Genomic DNA, 20,016 nt, shown 5'->3' with positions numbered 1-20,016 from the left:
GGTCCCACAGGACATGGGTTCCGGCCCTTTCCGACGGGTTCGTCAGAGGCGGGACGTCAGCCCTCCTCCCCCTCGTCCTCCTCGTCGCCCTCGAAGAAGTCGCCCACGTAGTCGACGACCTCCGCCGCGACCATGCCGCCGACGACACCGACCGCGAGCCCGGCCGCGCCCGCGGCGACGGCGGTGCCCATGCCGGGGCCGGAGCGGTGGCCGTCGTGATGGTGTTCATCATGGCTCTGGAGCCGGACTCCGCCGAACTGTTCGTCCGCACCCTCACCTGACCCACGCCACCGGTCTGTCCCGCTTCCCCGTCTACCGCGACACCCTGGACGAGGTGGTGGGCACCGTCCACATCCGTGACGTCCTCGCCCTGGAGCCCGAGAAGCGGCGGCTCACCCAGGTCACCGAGCTGGCCACCGCACCGCTCCTGGTGCCCGACAGCCTGCCCGCCGACCGGCTCCTGACGAGCACGATCCGGTCGAGGCCCCCGATCTGCCGCCCGCGCCCGGGCGCGCGGACGGACGCGCGGTGTGGGAGGCGGACGGCGGGGTGCGCATCGACGAGCTGGCCCGGATAGGGCTGGCCGCGCCGGAGGGGCCGTACGAGACGGTGGCCGGTCTGATCGCCACCTGGCTCGCCCGCATCCCGGCCCAGGGCGACAGTGTCCTGACCGAGCTGGTCGGCCCGGCCCCGGCCCCGGCATGATCCCGCGCCGCCGGTGTCAGGCCCGGCTCACGGTGTTCCGCTCTGCCTCGCTCCGGTCCGCCCGGCCTCGCTCTGCCCCGCTGTGCCCCACGGGATGATCGCGGCCGCGAATCCAACGCCAGCCGTTCGGGCCCCGCCGGACCGCCGGCTGGGCCGGCGGCGCAGCCCGCGGCACCGGCCGCGACCAGCGGGACCCCAGTCGGGCGGGGGAGCCGCGCCGGACCTCCCCCAGACACGTCCGGTGCGCCTGCCCCTGCCCCTGCCGCCAGAGCCAAGCCGACGAGGGCCGTCACCGGCCACAGCGGCTCCCCGGGAGCGCTCGTACGCGTCGGCCACCGCACCAGCCCGAAGCCGGTGAGGAACGCCGCCCCGATCCGCTCCACGGCCCCGCCACGAGGCCGGCACCACCGCTCCCACCGGACGAGCCCGGAACCCTTCGCCGTCGCACAGTCCCCGGATGCGCCGGGAACCCGGATGTGGCCAGAATCGTTCCCTTGTTCCCACTGCTATCAGAGGAGTACCGCTCGTGTCCGCCAGTTCGACGGACCCTTCGGGGCACAGTCCCCGACCACCCCGCCAGGCTTTTCCTGAGCACGGCACACGGCGGGGTGGTGTTCGATGAGTGCCGTGGAAGCCTGGCTGGGCGTGCTGGCCGTGTTCGTGCTGACCGCCGGCACCGGATACTTCGTCGCCCAGGAATTCGCGTACGTCTCCGCCGACCGGCTCGCCCTGGCCCGTCAGGCCGAGGCCGGGGACAGGAAGGCCGCCCGCGCCCTGACGGTGCTGGAGCGTCTTTCGTTCATGCTCTCGGGCGCCCAGCTCGGCATCACCGTGACCGGTCTGGTCGTCGGCTTCATCGCCGAGCCGTCCGTGTCGGCGCTGCTCAAGCCGGTCCTCACCGGTATCGGCATCCCCGACGGTGCCGTCTCCGGCATCTCCGTCGTGCTGGCCTTCGTGCTGGCCACGGTCGTGCAGATGGTGATCGGCGAACTGGCCCCGAAGAACCTCGCCATCGCGATCCCGGAGCGCCTGGCGAAGTCACTGGCCGCCTCCACACTGGCGTATCTGAAGGTCGTCGGCCCGGTGGTCCACGTCTTCGACGGCGCGGCGAACAAGCTGCTGCGCAAGGTCGGCATCGAGCCCGTGGAGGAGCTGCACCACGGCGCCACCCTGGAGGAGCTGGGCCACCTGATCGGTGAGTCCCACGAGCAGGGCCAGCTGCCGCGCGAGACGGCCGAGCTGCTCGACCACGCCCTGGAGTTCTCCGACCGGACGCTGGACGAGGTGATGGTGCCGCGCGCCGACGCCGTCTTCGTCCGCAAGGACGCAACCGCCGCAGAGGCGGTCGACCTGATCGCCAAGTACGGCCACTCCAACTACCCCGTACTCGGCGACCACCCGGACGACGTCGCGGGCGTGCTCGGCGTACGGGAGCTGATGCGGCTGCCCGCCGGCCTGTTCACCGGCACCACGGCGGGCGCGCTCGCCCGCCGCCCCCTGCTGCTGCCCGACAGCCTGCCGCTGCCGGACGCCGTGGAGCAGATGCGGGACCGGGACGACGAGTTCGCCGTGGTCCTCGACGAGCACGGCGGCGTGGCGGGCATCGTGACCTACGAGGACATCGCCGAGGAACTGGTCGGCGACATCGCCGACGAGACCGACACCATCACCGAGATCGCCGTCGCGGACGGGAACGGCAACAGGGGCGGAGACGGAAACGGCTGGCTGGTGGACGCCGGACGCCGTCTGGACGAGGTGGCCGACGCGACCGGCATCGAACTGCCCGAGGAAGAGGACTACGACACCGTGGCCGGCCTGATCGTCGACCGACTGGGCCGCTTCCCGGCCATCGGCGACCGGCTCACCGTGGAGCTGCCCGACGGAGGCCGCGTACGGATCGACGTACGCACCCTCGACCGGCACGTGCCCGAACGGGTGCGACTGGAGCGGATGGCCGTGGCGGAACCCGAGGAGGAGCAGGCATGAGTTTCCCGATGGCACTCTTCGTCACCGTGCTGCTGCTGATCGGCAGCGGGTTCTTCGTCGCCGCCGAGTTCGCACTGGTCGCCGCCAAGCGGCACCGCATGGAGAAGGCGGCGGCCGAGGGCCGGAGCGGCGCCAAGGCCGCGCTCGCCGGCATGCGCGAACTGTCGCTGATGCTCGCCGGCGCCCAGCTCGGGATCACCATCTGCACACTGGGCCTGGGCTCGGTGTCCAAACCCGCGATCTCCCACGAACTCGACCCGCTGCTGCACGACCTGGGCCTGCCCACCGCGCTCAGCTACGGCGTCGCGTTCGCCGTGGCCATGACCGTGGTCGTGTTCCTGCACATGGTGGTCGGTGAGATGGCCCCCAAGTCCTGGGCCATCGCCCACCCCGAGCGCTCCGCGATGCTGCTCTCCCCGCCCTTCCGGGGCGTGGTGGCGGCCGTGCGCCCGCTGATCCGGGTCCTCAACACGATGAGCAACGCCCTGGTCCGCCTGTGCCGGGTCACCCCGCGCGACGAACTCACCTCGGTTCACAACCGCGAGCAGCTCACCCACCTCGTGGAGGAGTCCGAGCGGCTCGGGCTGATCAGCAAGGACGACTCCGAACTGATCACCAACACGCTCACCGAACCGCAGTCCCCGGTGGGCGACCTCCAGATCCCGGCCGGCGAGATCACCTCGGTACCGGCGGAGGCCGACCTCGACGCCATCCTCGCGACAGCGGCCGAGCACGACCGAAACCGCCTGCTGGTGCGCGACGGTCCGCTGGTCATCGGCTCGGTCCACGCCCGGGACGCCCTGATCGCCCGAGGCAGGGGCCGCACCACGACTGCCCGGGAGCTCGCCCGCCCGGTACCGGAGCTGACCGCCCGGGACACCGTCGGGCACGCCATCGAGCAACTGCGCCGACGCCGAGCCTCCCTCGCCATCGTCTTCGACGACAGCGGACGGCTGACCGGCCTGGTCACGCTGGACGACCTGCTGGCCCGCCTCCTGCACCCTCAGACGACGTGACGGAACCATGGGCATCCTGATCCGTCCCCGGCGGTAGTGGCCACGGGGCCGGATCAGGCCCGATCAAACCGGATCAGGCCGGATCGGGCCGGATCGGGGCCGGATCAGGCGGGCCGGTGATGCCCGTGTACTGGCCGGCGTACTGCCTTGACGGACGCGCCGGTCTCAGCCGGTGTGGACCCGCGGTCGGCGGGCCCGGTCCGGTTCCGCCTCGCGCAGGACCTCGCGGGTGACCGGGGCGACCTCGCCCTGGCCGAAGAGGAGGAAGCGCAGGAAGTTGGCGAAGGGGTTGCCCTCGGTCCACTCGAAGTAGATGTGCGGGGTGCGGCCCGTGGTGTCGCGGACGTGGAGGAGCAGGGCGGCGAGCGAGTTGGGGATGGAGGACGACTCCAGGGTCAGGACCCGGTAGCGGTCGTGCAGGACCGCGCCGCGTACGGTCAGGCCGGCCTCGAATTCGGAGGGGTCCGTCACCGTCACCTCGACGAAGACGAAGTCCTCCTGTTCCGGCATGTCGTTGTCCTGCCGGATCTGTTCGATCTTGTCGCGGTACTCGGCCTTGTCACGCCGGTCGGGCTCGTTGGCGATGAACCGGATGCGGCGGTGGGACATGTCACGGACGAACCGTTCCGCCATGTCGTCCAGCTCGACGCCGGTGACGCGGAGCTCGAAGGCGCGGGCCAGCCGGGAGAGGAAGGAGACCAGCATGATGCCCGCGATGAAGCAGGCGCCGATCTTCACGCCGTCGGGGCGCTCGATGACGTTGAGGACGGTGGTGTAGAGGAACACCGCCGAGATCACTCCGAAGGCGATCCGCCGGTTCCGCTGGCCGGCCTTGTGCGCGGCTATCGTCACCGCGATCGCCGCCGAGCTGATCAGGACCAGGACGCCCGTCGCGTACGCGCCGCCCTGCGCGTCCACGTCCGCGTCGAAGATCCAGGTGACGAGGAAGCCGACGAGGGTGAAGACGATGACCATGGGGCGGACCGCGCGGGCCCAGTGCGGGGCCATGCCGTAGCGGGGGAGGTAGCGCGGCATGAGGTTGAGCAGGCCCGCCATGGCGGAGGCGCCGGCGAACCAGAGGATGGCGATCGTCGAGACGTCGTAGACGGTGCCGAAGGCGTTGCCCAGGTAGTCGTGGGCGAGGTAGGCGAGGGCGCGGCCGTTGGCGTCGCCGCCGTCCTCGAACTCCTTCTCGGGGATGAGGAGGGTGGTGATGAAGCTCGTGCTGATCAGGAAGACGCTCATGATGATCGCCGCGGCGGTGAGCAGCTTCTTCGTGTCCCGGATACGGCCCCTGGGGTGCTCCTCCGTGTCCCCCTCGTCGCCCCGCACATGGGGCATGACGGCGACCCCGGTCTCGAAGCCGGAGAGGCCGAGCGCGAGCTTGGGGAAGACGATCAGCGCCACGCCGACCATGACGAGGACGTTGCCGTGTTCGGCGGTCAGCGCGCTGGTCCAGTCGGTGACCACGTGACCCTCGGTGAGCACATGCCAGAGGCCGACCGCCACGACGACGACGTTCAGCGCGAGGTAGGCGCCCACCAGGGCCACCGCGACGCCGATCGCCTCCAGGAAGCCCTTGAGGAACACCGCGCCGAGCAGGGCGATCAGGATCAGGGTGATCAGGAGCTGCTTGTCGTGCAGGGCGCTGTTCAGGTGCGGGTTCTCCACCAGGTGGGTGGAGGCGTCCGCGGCGGAGAGGGTGATGGTGATCAGGAAGTCCGTCGCCGCGAAACCCAGCAGGGTCAGGACGAAGAGCTTGCCCTTCCAGAACGTCAGCAGGCGCTCCAGCATGGAGATCGAGCCCTGGCCGTGCGGGCTCTCCTCGGCCACGCGGCGGTAGACCGGCAGGGCGCCGGCCAGGGTGACGACGACGAGCACGATGGTCGCCACGGGGGAGAGGAGGCCGGCGGCGAGGGCGGCGATGCCGGGCTGGTAGCCGAGGGTGGAGAAGTAGTCGACGCCCGTCAGGCACATCACCCGCCACCAGGGCTGGCCCTTGTGCGGCGGTTCCGGTTCGGCGTGCGGACCCTTGTGGCCGCCGGGCTTGCCCATGTCGGACAGGCCCTGAAGCATCCAGGTCCGCAGTCGGCTCGGCGGCGGGTGCTCGGTGGTGGCCATCGACGTGCTCTCCCGGTGTGCGGCTCAGCGTTGGTTTCGAGCCATCACCTTGACGGCCGCGTCAACGTAAGCAGAGCGTGACGCCGGGGCCCATGGGATAGGTCACGCGACGGCGTCAAACTTCCGTTAAGACCAGGCCGGCGCCGGACACCCGGCCTCATGCCGCCCCCAGGACTACGAGGCAGCCACGGCGAAACCCCGCCGGCCGGGGGTTCCCGGCACGCCGCTTTCATGTCGTGGAGCGGGCCCGGCCGGCCGAGGCGGCGGCCGGGGTGGAGCCCGTGAAGGCCGCCGGCCGGATGAGTACGGCGCAGTTCTCACCATCCGGTAGAGACCTCCTCGACCCGCCTGCGCCCGCACCGGCGAGCGGCTGGTCCCGGGCCGTGTCCCCGGGGATCCGCACGACGCTCCGCATCGTCACGTGGCCTTCGCCGCCGTCGAGGATCAGGGCCGTATGGATCCCGTCAAAGGTGTGCGGGCCGCCGTAAGGGAGCCGTCAACGGGAGGCCGGATCCGGCCGGAGGCGCGGTCTCCTCGAATCGTCCGTTCCTTCGTCCGCCCGTCCGTCCGTTCGTTCCTTCGTCCGATCCTTCGGCAGTTCTTTCGTCCGTTGTTTCCGAACCTCACTCCAGGAGTTCGCGATGGCCGATGTGGCCTTCGTCGTCACCACGATCGCGGTGTTCGCGCTGGTGGCTCTCGTCGCCAAGGGGGTGACGAAGCTGTGACCGTCGAGAACGTCGTCGGCCTGGTCGTGGCCGTCTCCCTGCTGGGCTATCTCGTCCTCGCCCTGCTCTTCCCGGAGAGGTTCTGAGACAGGAAATGGGTCCCGTACTCGCCGGCGTGCTCCAACTGCTGGCCCTCATGGCGGCGCTGGCGCTCGCCTACGTCCCCCTCGGCACCTACATGGCCAAGGTCTACTCCTCCGACAAGCACTGGCGCGTCGAGAAGTGGATCTACAAGGGCATCGGCGCCAACCCCGACACCGAGATGCGCTGGCCCGCGTACCTGCGCGGCGTCCTGGCCTTCTCGGCGGTCGGTGTCCTGTTCCTGTACCTGCTCCAGCGGCTCCAGGGCGTCCTGCCCGGCTCGCTCGGCTTCGCCTCCATCGACGCGGACCAGGCGTTCAACACCGCCGCGTCCTTCGTGACCAACACCAACTGGCAGTCGTACTACGGCGAGCAGGCCATGGGCCATGTGGTGCAGGTCGCCGGGCTGGCCGTGCAGAACTTCGTGTCGGCGGCGGTCGGGATGGCCGTGGCCGTGGCCCTGGTACGGGGCTTCGCGCGCGCCCGCAGTGGCGAACTCGGCAATTTCTGGGCCGACTTGGTGCGCGGGGTCACCCGCGTCCTGCTGCCGCTCTCCGTGGTCGCCGCGATCGTGCTCGTCGCGTGCGGGGTCATCCAGAACTTCTCCGGGATTCATGAGGTCGGCCAGTTCATGGGCGGCTCGCAGCAGTGGAACGGCGGCGCCGTCGCGTCGACGGAGGCCATCAAGGAGGTCGGCACGAACGGCGGCGGCGTCTTCAACGCCAACTCCGCCCACCCGTTCGAGAACCCGACCCCGTTCACCAACCTCTTCGAGATCTTCCTGCTGCTGGTGATCCCGTTCGCCCTGACGCGCACGTTCGGTGTCATGGTCGGCTCGGTCAGGCAGGGCTACGCGATCCTCGCCACCATGGCCACCATCTGGGTCGGCTTCGTCGCCCTGATGATGTGGACCGAGTTCGCCCACCACGGCCCGGCCTTCGAGATCGCCGGCGGGGCGACGGAGGGCAAGGAGGTCCGGTTCGGGATCGGCGCCTCGTCGATCTTCGCCGTCTCGACCACGCTCACCTCGACCGGCGCGGTGGACTCCTCCCACTCCTCCTTCACCGGCCTCGGCGGCGGGATCACCATGCTCGGCATGATGCTGGGCGAGATCGCGCCCGGCGGCGTCGGCTCCGGGTTGTACGGGATGCTGGTCATGGCGGTCATCGCGGTGTTCATCGCCGGGCTGATGGTCGGCCGCACCCCCGAGTACCTGGGCAAGAAGATCGGCACCCGCGAGATCAAGCTCGCTGCCTGCTACATCCTCGTCACCCCGGCGCTGGTCCTCGTCCTCACGGCGGCGGCCATGGCGCTGCCCACACCGGGCCACTCGATGACGAACTCCGGCGCGCACGGCTTCTCCGAGATCCTCTACGCCTACACCTCGGCCTCGAACAACAACGGTTCGGCCTTCGCCGGCCTGAACGCGGACACCCAGTGGTTCAACAGCACCCTCGGCATCGCGATGCTGCTCGGGCGGTTCGTGCCGATGGTGTTCGTGCTCGCGCTGGCGGGTTCGCTGGCCGAGCAGCGGCCGGTGCCGGTCACGGCGGGCACCCTGCGCACCGAGAAGCCCCTGTTCACCGGGTTGTTGGTGGGCGCGATCCTGATCATCACCGGGCTGACCTACTTCCCGGCGCTCGCGCTGGGCCCGCTGGCCGAGGGGCTGGCGTCATGACCACCCGTACGGAGAAGCAAGAGGACGCGATGTCCACAGCCACCACTCCGGCCCGGGCGCCGCACAGCGACGTCCCCACCGGGCACAAACCCGCCGAGGGCCGCGTGGGCGCGGGCCTCTTCGACCCCAAGCAGTTGCTGACGTCGCTGCCGGACGCCTTCCGCAAGCTCGACCCGCGCGTGATGGTCAAGTCGCCCGTGATGTTCGTGGTCCTCGTCGGGTCGGTGCTGACGACCGTCTTCTCCTTCAAGGACCCGACCGACTGGTTCGGCTGGACCATCAGCGCCTGGCTCTGGCTGACCGTCGTCTTCGCCAACCTGGCGGAGGCGGTCGCCGAGGGGCGCGGCAAGGCGCAGGCCGACACCCTGCGCAAGGCCAAGACCGACACCGTGGCCCGGCGGCTCGTCCGGGACTCCGAAGAGAGCGTCCCCGGTACCGAGTTGAGGATCGGCGACCTGGTCGTCTGCGAGGCCGGCGACATCATCCCCGGCGACGGTGACGTCGTCGAAGGCGTCGCCTCCGTCGACGAGTCGGCGATCACCGGTGAGTCGGCCCCCGTGATCCGGGAGTCCGGCGGTGACCGGTCCGCCGTCACCGGCGGTACGAAGGTCCTCTCCGACCGCGTCGTCATCAAGATCACGACGAAGCCCGGTGAGACGTTCATCGACCGGATGATCAACCTCGTCGAGGGCGCGGCCCGGCAGAAGACACCGAACGAGATCGCGCTGAACATCCTGCTGGCGTCGCTCACCATCGTGTTCCTGCTGGCGGTGGCCACGCTCCCACCGTTCGCGGACTACGCGGGCACGCATCTGACGATGGTCGTGCTGGTGGCGCTGCTGGTCTGCCTCATCCCGACCACCATCGGCGCCCTGCTGTCCGCGATCGGCATCGCGGGCATGGACCGCCTGGTGCAGCGCAATGTGCTCGCCATGTCGGGCCGTGCCGTCGAGGCCGCCGGTGACGTGTCGACGCTGCTGCTCGACAAGACCGGCACGATCACCCTCGGCAACCGTCAGGCCGCCGAGTTCGTGCCGGTGAACGGCACCACCGAGGCCGAGGTCGCCGACGCCGCCCAGCTCTCCTCGCTGGCCGACGAGACGCCCGAGGGCCGTTCCGTCGTCGTACTCGCCAAGGAGAAGTACGGCCTGCGCGAGCGCCACCAGGGCGAGCTCGTCGGTGCCGAGTGGATCACGTTCACCGCCCAGACCCGGATGTCCGGTGTCGACGTCGACGGACGCAGGATCCGCAAGGGCGCGGCCGGTTCCGTGATCGCGTGGGTGCGGGAGCGGGGCGGCACGGCCGCCGACGACGCGGACACGGTCTCCCACCGGATCTCCGAGGCCGGTGGCACCCCGCTGCTGGTCGCGGTCGAGGACTCCGAGGGCGCCCGGGTGCTGGGCGTCATCCACCTCAAGGACGTCGTCAAGGAAGGCATGCGCGAGCGGTTCGAGGAACTGCGGCGCATGGGCATCAAGACCGTCATGATCACCGGCGACAACCCGCTGACCGCCAAGGCGATCGCCGAGGAGGCGGGCGTCGACGACTTCCTCGCCGAGGCCACCCCCGAGGACAAGATGGCCCTCATCAAGCGGGAGCAGGCCGGCGGCAAGCTCGTCGCGATGACCGGGGACGGCACGAACGACGCGCCGGCCCTCGCCCAGGCGGACGTCGGCGTCGCGATGAACACGGGCACGTCGGCCGCCAAGGAGGCCGGCAACATGGTCGACCTCGACTCCAACCCGACCAAGCTCATCGAGATCGTCGAGATCGGCAAGCAACTCCTCATCACCCGGGGCGCGTTGACGACGTTCTCCATCGCCAACGACGTCGCCAAGTACTTCGCGATCATCCCGGCGCTGTTCGCCGCCGTCTATCCGGGCCTCGACAAGCTCAACATCATGGGCCTGTCCTCACCGGACTCCGCGATCCTGTCCGCCGTCGTCTTCAACGCGCTGATCATCATCGCGCTCGTACCGCTCTCCCTGAAGGGCGTGCGGTACCGGCCGGTCAGCGCGGACAAGCTGCTCCGCCGCAACCTCACCGTCTACGGCCTCGGCGGACTGATCGCCCCCTTCATCGGCATCAAGCTCATCGACCTGCTCATCTCAGCCATCCCCGGGATCGGGTGAAGGGACCATGAACAACTCCGTCACGAACACCGCCCGGTTGCTCGGGGCGGGCCTGCGCGCCCTCCTCGTCCTCACCCTGGTGACGGGCGTCCTCTATCCGCTGGCCGTCACCGGCTTCGCCCAGGCGCTGTTCAACGACAAGGCGAACGGCTCCGAGATCAAGGACCACACCGGCAGGGTCGTCGGCTCCTCGCTGATCGGGCAGGCGTACCACCTGCCGCTGAAGGAGGGCCAGGAGACCCCGGAGCCCGACCTGAAGTGGTTCCAGGGCCGCCCCCAGAACGGCCTCGGCACCAACAGCGTCAACACCCGGTACAAGCTGATCCTTTCCGGCGCCACCAACCGGTCCGCCGACAACAAGGAGCTGATCGACTGGGTGACCGCCGCCAAGGCCGCGGTCGTCAGGGACAACTCGACCACCGACTACGAGGTCAGACCGTCCGAGGTGCCGGCCGACGCGGTGACGTCCTCCGGCTCCGGCCTGGATCCGGACATCTCCCCGGCCTACGCCGACATCCAGGTGCACCGGGTCGCCGAGCGGAACGGCCTGTCCGTCGCCCAGGTGCGCAAGCTCGTCGACGAGCACACGGAGAGCCGCACCCTCGGCTTCATCGGGGAGCCCCGCGTGAACGTCCTCGAACTCAACATCGCGCTCAAGGACCTCCTGACCAGGAGCTGACGGCAGCGCCCGGCCCACGGGGGAGCCGGGCGGTCCGGGAGGGAGCCGGGAGCCGGGCGGTCCGGGAGGGAGCCGGGAGCCGGGCGGTCCGGGAGGGAGCCGGAGGCCGCCGGCTCCCGCCGTCCTGGCGCCGATCGCACGGCGCCCCGGCGTTCATGGCCCGACGTACGACAGGAAGGCGCACACCCATGACACGGGTGCTGGTGGTGGAGGACGATCCACAGCTCGTACGGGCCCTCATCATCAATCTCCAGGCACGCCGGTACGGGGTCGACGCGGCCCCCGACGGTGCCACCGCGCTCCGGCTGGCCGCCACCCGGCAGCCCGATGTGGTCCTGCTCGACCTCGGGCTGCCCGACATGGACGGGATCGACGTCATCAAGGCGCTGCGTGCCAGGACCCGGGTGCCGATCGTGGTGCTCTCCGCCCGCCAGGCGTCCGAGGAGAAGGTCGCCGCGCTCGACGCCGGCGGCGACGACTACCTCACCAAACCGTTCAGCATGGACGAGCTGCTCGCGCGGCTCCGGGCGGCGGTCCGCCGTACCGAGGAGGTACCGCTCGCCCCCGGGACGACGCTCGTCGAGACCGACGGGTTCACCGTCGACCTGCTGGCCAAGAAGGCCGTGCGGGACGGTCACGACGTACGCCTCACCCCGACCGAGTGGCACCTGCTGGAGATCCTGGTCACCAACCCGGGACGGCTGATCACACAGAAGCACCTGCTCCAGGAGGTCTGGGGCGCCTCCCGGAGCAACAAGACCAACTACCTGCGCGTCTACATGGCCCAGCTGCGCCGCAAACTCGAAACGGACCCCGCCCACCCCCGCCACCTCATCACCGAGCCCGGCATGGGCTACCGCTTCGAAGGATGACCCTGGCACGCGCCAAGCTCCGCATCCACCTCGGCCAACCCGAGCAGCGGCGCGGCGTGGCCTTCCCGGATGACAGGCGTGCCGTCGGCGTCCGCTCACGGGGTCGGGGAGGCGGTCAACACGTCGACGAGCCGGGCGAATTCGGTACGTTGCCGGCCGGCCAGCGTGGCGTACAGCGGCGCCTGCAGTTCGTCGGTGAGGTGCTCGGCACGCCGCCATCGGGGGATCAGCGACGCGGCAACGGGATGTGGCTCCTGCCAGCCGTAGTGGGCCGCCTGCTCGACGCCGAGGTTGACGACCATCGCCTCCCGGGCGCTCAGCCCGCTCAGGCGCACCGCCGCCAGATGGCTGGCGCCACGGTGTTCCCGCAGTACGTGCAGGCGCTGCATGGCCGCACCGACCGGGTCGTCGGCGGGGCAGGGTTGCGCGCGCCACCCGGCGAACAACGGCAGTGCGTCGGCGTCGGCGGCATCGATGAGCTGCTGCGCCAGGCGGTTGAAGTGCTCCACGTCGACGTCCGCGGGGATGTGGGCGCGCCCCCACATCCGGACGGCCCGTGCATACCGGGCGGCGGCTTCCCCGGCCGGCATCACGGGGCGTCCCGCCAGCCAGCCGGTGGCGACCAGACGGGGGCTGAGGAAGCCCTGCACGGCTTGGACCACCTCGACCGGTGCCTCGCCGAGCACTCCGAACCGGCCGCGGCAGTAGAAGCCGCGTCCTGGGGCGAACCCGGCCCGCAGACCCTCGGCGGCGGTCGCCTCGTCGGACATGAACTCGTCACCGAAATCGTGGATGGGCCGGGCAACCGCGGCGATGCAGTCGAAGATCTCCATGCGCTGAAGGTCGCTCACCGGGACTCAACAGGTCAAGGGGATGATTTCTGATGAAACCCTTTAGGTAATCTATCGAGTCATGTTGGATGTCCGCCGTCTGCACATGCTCAGGACCGTCGCCGCCCGCGGCTCCATCGCCGCGGCCGCCCAGTCACTGGGGCTGTCCGCCGGCGCCGTGTCCCAACAGCTCTCCGCGCTGCGGCACGACGTGGGGGTCGACCTGCTGCGCCCCGACGGGCGAACCGTGGCACTGACGGAGGCGGGCCGGGTGCTCCTCGGACACGCCGACCGGATCCTCGCCGCCGTACGGGAGGCCGAGAGCGCCGTCGCGGCGGTCAAGGGCACCGTCGGAGCCACCGCCACCCTCGCCGCGTTGCCGTCGACCGTCACCCGGATCGTGGCCCCCGCACTGACCGCACTGGGATCGGACCATCCGCAGCTCACCGTGACCTGTCTTGTCACCGACCAGGCGCAGTTGCGGGAACTCACGCTCGGCACGGTCGACGTGGTGCTGGGGCAGCGGTATCACCACCTGCCCGATGCCACACCCCGGGGCGTCGAGGTCTCCCCGTTGCTCGACGATCCGCTGCTCGTCGTCACCGCGGCCGACCGGGGCGACGAGCGGCCCGTCGCCCTGCGGGAACTGGCCGCACACAGCCTCGCCGTGCCGCCGCCGACCACGGACTGCGGACAGGCCGTCCTGCACGCCTGCCACCAGGCCGGCTTCACACCCACGACGCGCTACGTCACCGCGGACATCGCCGCCCAGCTCGCCCTCGCACGGGCCGGCCTCGCCACCGCGCTCGTCCCCCGGACGGCCATCGATCCGGCCACACCCGGAATCCGCACAGCGCCCATCGAGGATCGCCCGATCCTGCGCCTGCTGTTCGCCGCGACGCGCCACACCGAGACCGCGAACCCGACGACCACGGCCGTCGTCGCGGCACTGCGCACAGCCGCGCGGTGGGGTCGCACCCCGCACCTCCCGACCGCTTGACGCAGCGGGTGTCACGAGCCCCCAGTTCACGTCGGCGATGTCCCTGTCACCCTCACTCGGCAGGAAGCAGCCGTGGTGGGTGTGCTGGTCAGTGGCCGTCGGCGCGTTCGGCGGTCCAGGTGATGTCCGGGGGCTCGACTCGTGCGCACAGCGGCCCGCCCTGCGCGTCGGTCAGACCGAGGCGTCCGACCAGCAGTCCGTCGCGTGCGGCGGCGGCGAGTACGTCGACGGGGATGACGTCGAGCATCAGCTTGGCGCGGCGGAACATCGTGAAGGTGCCCGACTCGTCGACCGTGCCCCACGACAGGTAGATGAACCGCCGGCCCAGACGGTCCTGCACGTAGGGGCCTTTGACCTCGACGCCGGTCGGCGAGACGCTCGTGGCGCACTCCAGGGTCCAGGTCGCGGACGGTGCGTCACCGGGCTGCGGCGCGAGGAGTTCGGCCGGACGGTCACGGCGTTGCACGGCGACGTGGATGTTGCCGTAGGCGGGCGCCTTGCCGTCGGCAGGGGCGGGGCGGGTGAGGCCGGGCAGGTCGACGGCGTCGATGCGGATGCGCATACCGCCCATCATCCCGCCCTCGTCCACGCGGAACTCAGCCGACCTCCGCCGACCCGGAACCGGAGTGGGCCCGTGGCAGCGGCGACCGCGTCACCCAGTGGCGCCGGGGCCCTCTGCAGCGGCCCCCTCACCGCTCCCACCGACCCGCTCCCCGACACGATCAGGCCGCCGCCTTGCCGCAGGCCGGGCGGCAGGCGCGCAGGGCAGCGCGGTTCGGCCGGGCCAGGACGTCTCACCGGCCGCCGGGTGGGCTGTAGGGCTGGAGGAGCTGGTCGACGGGTGCGTAGTCGTCGGTGAGCGGCCGGGCGTCGCCGATCCAGGAGGTGAGGTCGTCGCCGGTGGCGATCTTCCAGCCGGTTCGCCGGGCGTCCAGCGCCTTCTGGGCCGCGCGCAGGTCGACCGGTCGGTCGGAGGCGAGCACCACCAGATTGCCGCCCTCGGGCGTGGCGGTCGGGTCGAGGCCGATATCGGTGGGTTCGCCGACGAGGGCGACGTGCTCGAAGGTCTCGCGGAGGGTGGCCGCTTCGGCACGTGCGAAGGCCAGGTCACCGTGGTCGATGAGGTTGGCGATGTAGAGACCGTCCTCGTCGAGGACCCGCCGTACGTCCGTAATCGCCTCCACCGTGGTGAGGTGCCACGGCACGCTGACGCCCCCGAAGGCGTCGCCGACGACGAGGTCACGGCTGCCGGTGTCCAGTCGCCGCAGGCCGAGCCTGCCGTCCTCGGCGCGTACGTCGATACCGGCTTCCGACCTCAGACCGAGTCGGTCGCGGTCGATGCGTACGACCCCGCTGTCGATCTCGGAGACGAGGCTGCGCGTCCCGGGCCGAGTGGCCGCGAGGTAACGGGGGAAGGTGAGTCCGCCGCCGCCCAGGTGGTGGGCGGCGAGTGGCTCACCTTCGGGGAAGGCGGTGTCGACCACCGACGCGATGGCGCGCACATACGCGAACTCCAGGAAGGTCGGGTCGTCGAGGTCGACGTAGGAGTGCCGCACGCCGTCCAGAACGAGTGTGCGGCCGCTGCCCCGGTCGGGGTCCGCGACGACCCGTGCGCAGTGGTACCTGGTCTCCGCGTCGCAGCCACCGGGCGCGACCACGGTGGCGAGGCCGCCGGCCACGACCACGAGTGTCAGGGCAGGGGTGCCGCTCCACCCGCGCGTTCGCCACTCGACCAGCGCCGAGCCGACCACCAGCAGGACGCCGAGGCCGATCAGGATGCCGCTGACCGGTAACCGTGACACGAGGACGAAACCGGTGAGGACGGTGCCGACGATGGCACCGACGGTGCCGACGCCGGACAGCCGGCCGACCACCGTTCCGGTCTCGGCGAGGCTGGTGAGACGCAGCTTGGTCACCATCGGCGTCACCGCCGAGAGCAGCGCGCCCGGCACGAGGATGGTCAGCGACGCGGTCAGGAAGAGCATCGCCGGCGCCCACTCCGCGGTGGTGCGCAGCACGGCCGGGGTGAGCGCCACGACCGCTCCCGACACCCCGAGCGAGGGGCCCAGGAGCCGGCGTGGGTCGACCTGGTCGGCGATGCTCCCGCCCAGCCAGGAGCCGAGGGCGATCGCGGTGAGGGCGATGCCGATCACCATGGTGCTGGTCTCGAGGGTCAGGCCGAGGTAGGGAGCCAGCAGCCGCAGAGCGGCGATCTCGACCACCAGGACCGCGGCCGAGGAGCCGAACACGAGCACGGCAGCGGCACGGGGACCCAGGCCGTGGTCGCGGGGCGTGCTCCCGGCGACGGGCGAGGACGACGATCCGGTCACGGCCGACATCCTGCCACGCGACTGCTCGATCCCGGAGGCGTCCGCGGGCCGTTGATGACCGGGGACCGGTGCGGTACGTGTACGTGTACGTGCAGGACTGGACCTTTCCCGCACCATCCGCCATGATGACGCCGCCATGACAAAACTGCCATGGCGCCCCTGCCATGGCGCCCCTGTCATGACGCCACTGCAATGCACCACTGTCTCCTGGATGGTGACCGTGCGCGGATCCTTCACCAGAGCCACGCTGGCCGTCGTGTTCCTCCTGGTGCCCCTGACGCCGCTCCCCGCAGCCGCACAGGATCCCGCCCCCGAGGCCGCGGCTCCGTCCGAGAAGGCCGTGTCGGCCGCGCCCGCAGCGGACTGGACGGCACCGCTCAGCACGCGAGGCCGCTGGATCGTCGACGCGGACGGCGACCGCTTCAAGCTGCGGTCCGGCAACTGGCACGGAGCCAGCGGCACTTGGAACGGCTCAGGAAGCGTGGACGAGGACGCCAACCACCACGCGGGCGAGAACTCCGGCCGGATACCGCTCGGCCTGGACCGTGCCCCCATGGCCGAGATCATCGCCGGTTTCCGGGAGATCGGGATCAACAGCATCCGACTGCCCTTCTCCAACGAGATGATCCACGACAGCGTCCCCGTCACGGCCGACGCCGTCGCCGCCAACCCCTCCCTGCGCGGCAGGACCCCACTGCAGGTGTACGACGCCGTCGTCCGCGAACTCACCGCCGCCGGCCTCGCCGTGATCCTCAACAACCACACCAACACCACCCGCTGGTGCTGCTCGGTCGACGGCAACGAACGCTGGAACGCGAGCCGGACCACCGAGACCTGGGCGAACGACTGGCTCTTCATGGCCCGCCGCTACAAGGACAACAAACGCGTCGTCGGCGCCGACCTCTACAACGAGGTGCGCCGCGACATCTGGGACGACCCCAACTGGGGCCTCGGCGACGACCACGACTGGTTCACCGCCTCACAGCACGTGGGCGACCGCATCCTGGCGGAGGCCAACCCCGATTCGCTGATCATCGTCGAGGGCATCAACTGGACCGGCATCCCCGTCGACGGCCTCGCGCACGAACGTCCCACCCTGGAACCCGTACGCCGCCTCTCGCACACACTCGTCGACTCCGGCAAGCTCGTGTACTCCGCCCACTTCTACGACTACACGGGCCCCCACCACAGCGGCGCCACCGGAACGGGCGAGACCACCGACCCCCGCTACCGCGACCTGACCCCCGCCGAACTGATCGACGTACTCAACCGCCAGGCGTTCTTCGTCACCGCCGAACAGGACCAGCACTTCACCGCGCCCGTCTGGATCAGCGAGTTCGGCATCGGGGGCCGCGAGGAGACCGGCACCCGGCAGCGCGCCTGGTTCGGGAACTTCGTGGACCACCTGATCCGCACCGACGCCGACTTCGCGTACTGGCCGCTCGTCGGCTGGCACGAGGACCGCACCGGCAACGGCTGGGCCCTGCTGCACTGGGACGCGGCGGGCCGTCGTATGGGCCTGTACGACGGTGACGACTGGCGTGCCTCCGCCTGGACCCGGCTCATCGGTGCCCAGGGCCGCACCGGCCGCGTGGCCCCGGTGACGGCCTGGTCGATGCTCAGCCCCGACCACGGCGACTTCGTCCAGTCGCGGCGGATGCGCGCCCTGCCCGACTGGGACTCCGGAGCCCGCAAGGCCGTCTGCTCCGACGGTCAGCGCCTCCTCGGCCTCAGCCACACCGGCAACCGGGGCCTGTGCTCGAACGTGTCCGCCGGCCCCGTGTGGGACCCGGCCGCCGGACACGAGGTGGTCGTCGACGAGCGGCACGTCACACCGGGCCGGGACTGGGCGAGCGGGTACACCAAACTCCAGTGCCCCGGCGGCCATTTCGTGACCGGCTACAGCGTCCGTGGCGCGGCCGTCTCCGCCGTCCTGTGCGCGGCCGCCCCGCCCGGCTCGATCGTCGGCACGAGCGGCCGGACCGTCTGGTTCGACCGCGGCGACAACAGGGGCTCGGCCCCCAAGGGCGGCGACTTCGCGCACGGCCACCACAAGGGCCAGTGCGCCGACGACGAGTACGCGGCGGGGATCGCCTTCACGGGCCGGGTGGGCTCGTCGCGCACCCCCGACGCCCTTTACTGCCGACAGCGGGGATGATCCGCCGCGCACCTGACCGTAGGCTGTGCCGCCACAGCCCGGAGCTTGAGGTGCACCAGGGGGAGCTTGAACGAGAACCGGAACATGGTCAAAGCCAATGTGGCGATCGCCGTGTGTGTGCTCCTCTTCATCGCCGCCCTGGCTCTACGCCCTGTGAACGGATCCGGCTCCTCCTCGGCGGACCCGCCCGCCACACCCGCGCTGGGTCCGGTGACCACACCGACGGCGTCCGCGCCCGTGCCGCGCGGCGGCGGCAGCCGAGCCGCCGACGACGTGAACGGGGACGGTTACGCCGACCTGGTCTTCGCGGCGCCCGCCATCGGCGCGGGAGGCGCCGGTGGGGACGACGAGCGGTCCGTCTATCTCGGCGTGGTCTACGGCTCCGCGCGGGGGCTCGACCCGGCCACCCGTACCGTCATCGAGCCCGACGACAGCCGCCTTCCCCCGTACCTGACCCCGGGGACCCTCCCCTCCGCCGACCTCGACGGCGACGGCTACGCGGACATCCTGGCCGCAGGGCACGTCATCTGGGGCGGCCCCGCCGGTCCGCGCGACCAAGTGCCCGCGGCCGAGCAGGCAGGCGTGCCGGGCGACTTCGACGGCGACGGCCGACAGGATCTCGCGGTGACCGAGGCCGTAGGGGAGAAGTACGCCGAGCGGTACCAACTCCGGGTGCTGTACGGGCCGTTCACCCGCGAAGGGAAGCCCCGGCGTACGGGTGCCGCCCGCCCGAACCCGATCGTCGAGGCCGGGCTCGGTTACGAGAACTCCGACTTCTCGCTCACCGCGGGTGACGCGGACGGCGACCGTGCCACCGACCTCGTCGCCTCGCCCCAAGGCGATGACGAGCAGGAACCGGCCGTGCTCCTGCGCGGCGGGGGCGGGCCGGGTGGATTCGCGGCGCGGGCACCGTACCTGCGGACCGGCAGCGCGGTGGCGTTCGGCGACTTCGACGGCGACGGCAAGGGCGACACAGCCGTCGGCGACAACGGCACGCGCAACGGGGAGCCGGGGGCCGACGCCCAGGACCCCACGGTCCACGACACCGTCACCGTCCACTACGGCGGCGACCGCCCGGACAGGCGCCTTAAGCCGGGCGCGGCCGGCGACTACGCCACCGCGGACCTCGACGCCGACGGCAGCGACGAGTTGCTGATCTCCTCCGAGGGGGGCGTCAGGATCCTGCGCGGCAGCGCCGAGGGACTGACGACGGACCGCTCCGCCACCCTGCGCCACGACGGCGCCGGCAAGGAGGTGCCCGCCTCGGCACGACCGGCCCGTTTCACGGCTGTCCGGGACTTCGACCGGGACGGGCGCGCCGAGGTCGTGTTCGGCTGGTCCCCCGAAGGAGAGTGGGGAGGCGGCACGGGGCCGTCGAGATGGTGGGTGCTCGAAGGCGGCACCGAGCAGGTCGCGGCTTTCACGGACGCGAAGTTCTTCGACTGAGACGACGGCCGCTCGGGCCCGCCGGGCCGGTACTTCGTCGGCGGGCGGGCGTCAGGCGCGCTTGTCGGTGCGGCTTGCCAGGGGCGCGGTGAACCTTCAAAGCGCGGTGGGTCCGCCGGGTAGCACATGGGTCGGAGCCGATCTGCCGTGTGCCGTGTGTTGTCCAACTCCGCAGAATGGGTGGACCGGATTAGCGTCCAGCTTCTGCATTCTGCGATCGGCACTATTCGGCCCACCGAACGCGAGGCCCGGTGCTA

15 protein-coding genes and 1 pseudogene are annotated in these 20,016 nt (G+C 71.0%); 11 read left to right on the top strand and 5 right to left on the bottom strand.

The window, feature by feature from the left end:
• Positions 1 to 56: 56 nt before the first annotated feature.
• Positions 57 to 191: a hypothetical protein gene (locus ACWD26_RS39140; RefSeq protein ID WP_451277722.1), complete on the bottom strand. Its 135-nt coding sequence runs from the start codon at positions 189 to 191 to the stop codon at positions 57 to 59.
• A gap of 83 nt (positions 192 to 274) precedes the next feature.
• Between ACWD26_RS39140 and ACWD26_RS39135 the strand changes: the two are divergent.
• The 3 genes and pseudogenes from ACWD26_RS39135 to ACWD26_RS39125 form a co-directional block, all read left to right on the top strand.
• Positions 275 to 705 (top strand): annotated as a pseudogene (locus ACWD26_RS39135) (transporter associated domain-containing protein); the annotation flags it as partial.
• A gap of 618 nt (positions 706 to 1,323) precedes the next feature.
• Positions 1,324 to 2,691, top strand: coding sequence for a hemolysin family protein (locus ACWD26_RS39130; RefSeq protein WP_451277671.1), 1,368 nt, complete (start codon positions 1,324 to 1,326; stop codon positions 2,689 to 2,691).
• Positions 2,688 to 3,707 carry a hemolysin family protein gene (locus tag ACWD26_RS39125; RefSeq protein ID WP_451277669.1) on the top strand — a complete coding sequence of 340 codons (1,020 nt, stop codon included), beginning with the start codon at positions 2,688 to 2,690 and terminating at the stop codon, positions 3,705 to 3,707. The genes ACWD26_RS39130 and ACWD26_RS39125 overlap by 4 nt, the downstream gene beginning before the upstream one ends.
• Before the next feature lie 165 nt (positions 3,708 to 3,872).
• On the opposite strand, the gene ACWD26_RS39120 is transcribed toward ACWD26_RS39125, so the two are convergent.
• On the bottom strand, positions 3,873 to 5,828 hold the full coding sequence (locus ACWD26_RS39120; protein WP_451277667.1) for an amino acid transporter: 1,956 nt from the start codon (positions 5,826 to 5,828) through the stop codon (positions 3,873 to 3,875).
• Between the two features lie 721 nt (positions 5,829 to 6,549).
• On the opposite strand from ACWD26_RS39120, the gene kdpF reads away from it, so the two are divergent.
• The 5 genes from kdpF (at position 6,550) to ACWD26_RS39095 (ending at position 11,995) form a co-directional block, all read left to right on the top strand.
• Positions 6,550 to 6,639 (top strand): K(+)-transporting ATPase subunit F, encoded by a 90-nt coding sequence (gene kdpF, locus ACWD26_RS39115; protein ID WP_032746149.1) that lies wholly within the window; start codon positions 6,550 to 6,552, stop codon positions 6,637 to 6,639.
• An 8-nt stretch (positions 6,640 to 6,647) separates the two neighbouring features.
• Positions 6,648 to 8,312: a potassium-transporting ATPase subunit KdpA gene (kdpA, locus tag ACWD26_RS39110; protein ID WP_451277665.1), complete on the top strand. Its 1,665-nt coding sequence runs from the start codon at positions 6,648 to 6,650 to the stop codon at positions 8,310 to 8,312.
• Positions 8,309 to 10,444, top strand: a complete 2,136-nt coding sequence (gene kdpB, locus ACWD26_RS39105; protein ID WP_451277663.1) for a potassium-transporting ATPase subunit KdpB — start codon at positions 8,309 to 8,311, stop codon at positions 10,442 to 10,444. Before kdpA ends, kdpB begins: the two co-directional genes overlap by 4 nt.
• A 7-nt stretch (positions 10,445 to 10,451) precedes the next feature.
• Positions 10,452 to 11,123 carry a potassium-transporting ATPase subunit C gene (locus ACWD26_RS39100; RefSeq protein ID WP_451277661.1) on the top strand — a complete coding sequence of 224 codons (672 nt, stop codon included), beginning with the start codon at positions 10,452 to 10,454 and terminating at the stop codon, positions 11,121 to 11,123.
• A gap of 188 nt (positions 11,124 to 11,311) precedes the next feature.
• Positions 11,312 to 11,995 (top strand): response regulator, encoded by a 684-nt coding sequence (locus ACWD26_RS39095; RefSeq protein WP_451277659.1) that lies wholly within the window; start codon positions 11,312 to 11,314, stop codon positions 11,993 to 11,995.
• A gap of 95 nt (positions 11,996 to 12,090) precedes the next feature.
• Here ACWD26_RS39095 and ACWD26_RS39090 read toward each other — a convergent pair whose 3' ends face one another.
• Positions 12,091 to 12,846, bottom strand: a complete 756-nt coding sequence (locus ACWD26_RS39090) for an SCO6745 family protein (RefSeq protein WP_451277657.1) — start codon at positions 12,844 to 12,846, stop codon at positions 12,091 to 12,093.
• Positions 12,847 to 12,907: 61 nt separating this feature from the next.
• Here ACWD26_RS39090 and ACWD26_RS39085 point away from each other — a divergent pair, with 61 nt between their 5' ends.
• Positions 12,908 to 13,825, top strand: a complete 918-nt coding sequence (locus ACWD26_RS39085) for a LysR substrate-binding domain-containing protein (RefSeq protein ID WP_451277655.1) — start codon at positions 12,908 to 12,910, stop codon at positions 13,823 to 13,825.
• 88 nt (positions 13,826 to 13,913) lie between these two features.
• On the opposite strand, the gene ACWD26_RS39080 is transcribed toward ACWD26_RS39085, so the two are convergent.
• Both ACWD26_RS39080 and ACWD26_RS39075 read right to left on the bottom strand, forming a co-directional pair.
• Positions 13,914 to 14,387: a DUF5990 family protein gene (locus tag ACWD26_RS39080; RefSeq protein ID WP_451277653.1), complete on the bottom strand. Its 474-nt coding sequence runs from the start codon at positions 14,385 to 14,387 to the stop codon at positions 13,914 to 13,916.
• A gap of 232 nt (positions 14,388 to 14,619) precedes the next feature.
• Positions 14,620 to 16,164, bottom strand: a complete 1,545-nt coding sequence (locus tag ACWD26_RS39075) for a fused MFS/spermidine synthase (RefSeq protein WP_451277651.1) — start codon at positions 16,162 to 16,164, stop codon at positions 14,620 to 14,622.
• Positions 16,165 to 16,366: 202 nt separating this feature from the next.
• Here ACWD26_RS39075 and ACWD26_RS39070 point away from each other — a divergent pair, with 202 nt between their 5' ends.
• Together ACWD26_RS39070 and ACWD26_RS39065 are read left to right on the top strand one after the other, a co-directional pair.
• On the top strand, positions 16,367 to 18,313 hold the full coding sequence (locus ACWD26_RS39070) for a glycoside hydrolase family 5 protein (RefSeq protein WP_451277719.1): 1,947 nt from the start codon (positions 16,367 to 16,369) through the stop codon (positions 18,311 to 18,313).
• A 66-nt stretch (positions 18,314 to 18,379) separates the two neighbouring features.
• Positions 18,380 to 19,759 (top strand): FG-GAP repeat domain-containing protein, encoded by a 1,380-nt coding sequence (locus tag ACWD26_RS39065; protein WP_451277649.1) that lies wholly within the window; start codon positions 18,380 to 18,382, stop codon positions 19,757 to 19,759.
• The last annotated feature ends 257 nt before the right edge of the window (positions 19,760 to 20,016 follow it).

Source organism: Streptomyces sp. NPDC002787 (assembly GCF_053592095.1).
Note: the sequence above shows the minus strand (reverse complement) of the source record. Positions and strands in the feature narration are given on the sequence as shown.

Bases quoted from the DNA above. Each gene is read 5' to 3' on its own strand.
- ACWD26_RS39140 (WP_451277722.1), bottom strand. From the start codon at position 191: ATGGGCACCGCCGTCGCCGCGGGCGCGGCCGGGCTCGCGGTCGGTGTC.
- ACWD26_RS39130 (WP_451277671.1), top strand. From the start codon at position 1,324: ATGAGTGCCGTGGAAGCCTGGCTGGGCGTGCTGGCCGTGTTCGTGCTG.
- ACWD26_RS39125 (WP_451277669.1), top strand. From the start codon at position 2,688: ATGAGTTTCCCGATGGCACTCTTCGTCACCGTGCTGCTGCTGATCGGC.
- ACWD26_RS39120 (WP_451277667.1), bottom strand. From the start codon at position 5,828: ATGGCCACCACCGAGCACCCGCCGCCGAGCCGACTGCGGACCTGGATG.
- kdpA (WP_451277665.1), top strand. From the start codon at position 6,648: ATGGGTCCCGTACTCGCCGGCGTGCTCCAACTGCTGGCCCTCATGGCG.
- kdpB (WP_451277663.1), top strand. From the start codon at position 8,309: ATGACCACCCGTACGGAGAAGCAAGAGGACGCGATGTCCACAGCCACC.
- ACWD26_RS39100 (WP_451277661.1), top strand. From the start codon at position 10,452: ATGAACAACTCCGTCACGAACACCGCCCGGTTGCTCGGGGCGGGCCTG.
- ACWD26_RS39095 (WP_451277659.1), top strand. From the start codon at position 11,312: ATGACACGGGTGCTGGTGGTGGAGGACGATCCACAGCTCGTACGGGCC.
- ACWD26_RS39085 (WP_451277655.1), top strand. From the start codon at position 12,908: ATGTTGGATGTCCGCCGTCTGCACATGCTCAGGACCGTCGCCGCCCGC.
- ACWD26_RS39080 (WP_451277653.1), bottom strand. From the start codon at position 14,387: ATGCGCATCCGCATCGACGCCGTCGACCTGCCCGGCCTCACCCGCCCC.
- ACWD26_RS39075 (WP_451277651.1), bottom strand. From the start codon at position 16,164: ATGTCGGCCGTGACCGGATCGTCGTCCTCGCCCGTCGCCGGGAGCACG.
- ACWD26_RS39070 (WP_451277719.1), top strand. From the start codon at position 16,367: ATGGTGACCGTGCGCGGATCCTTCACCAGAGCCACGCTGGCCGTCGTG.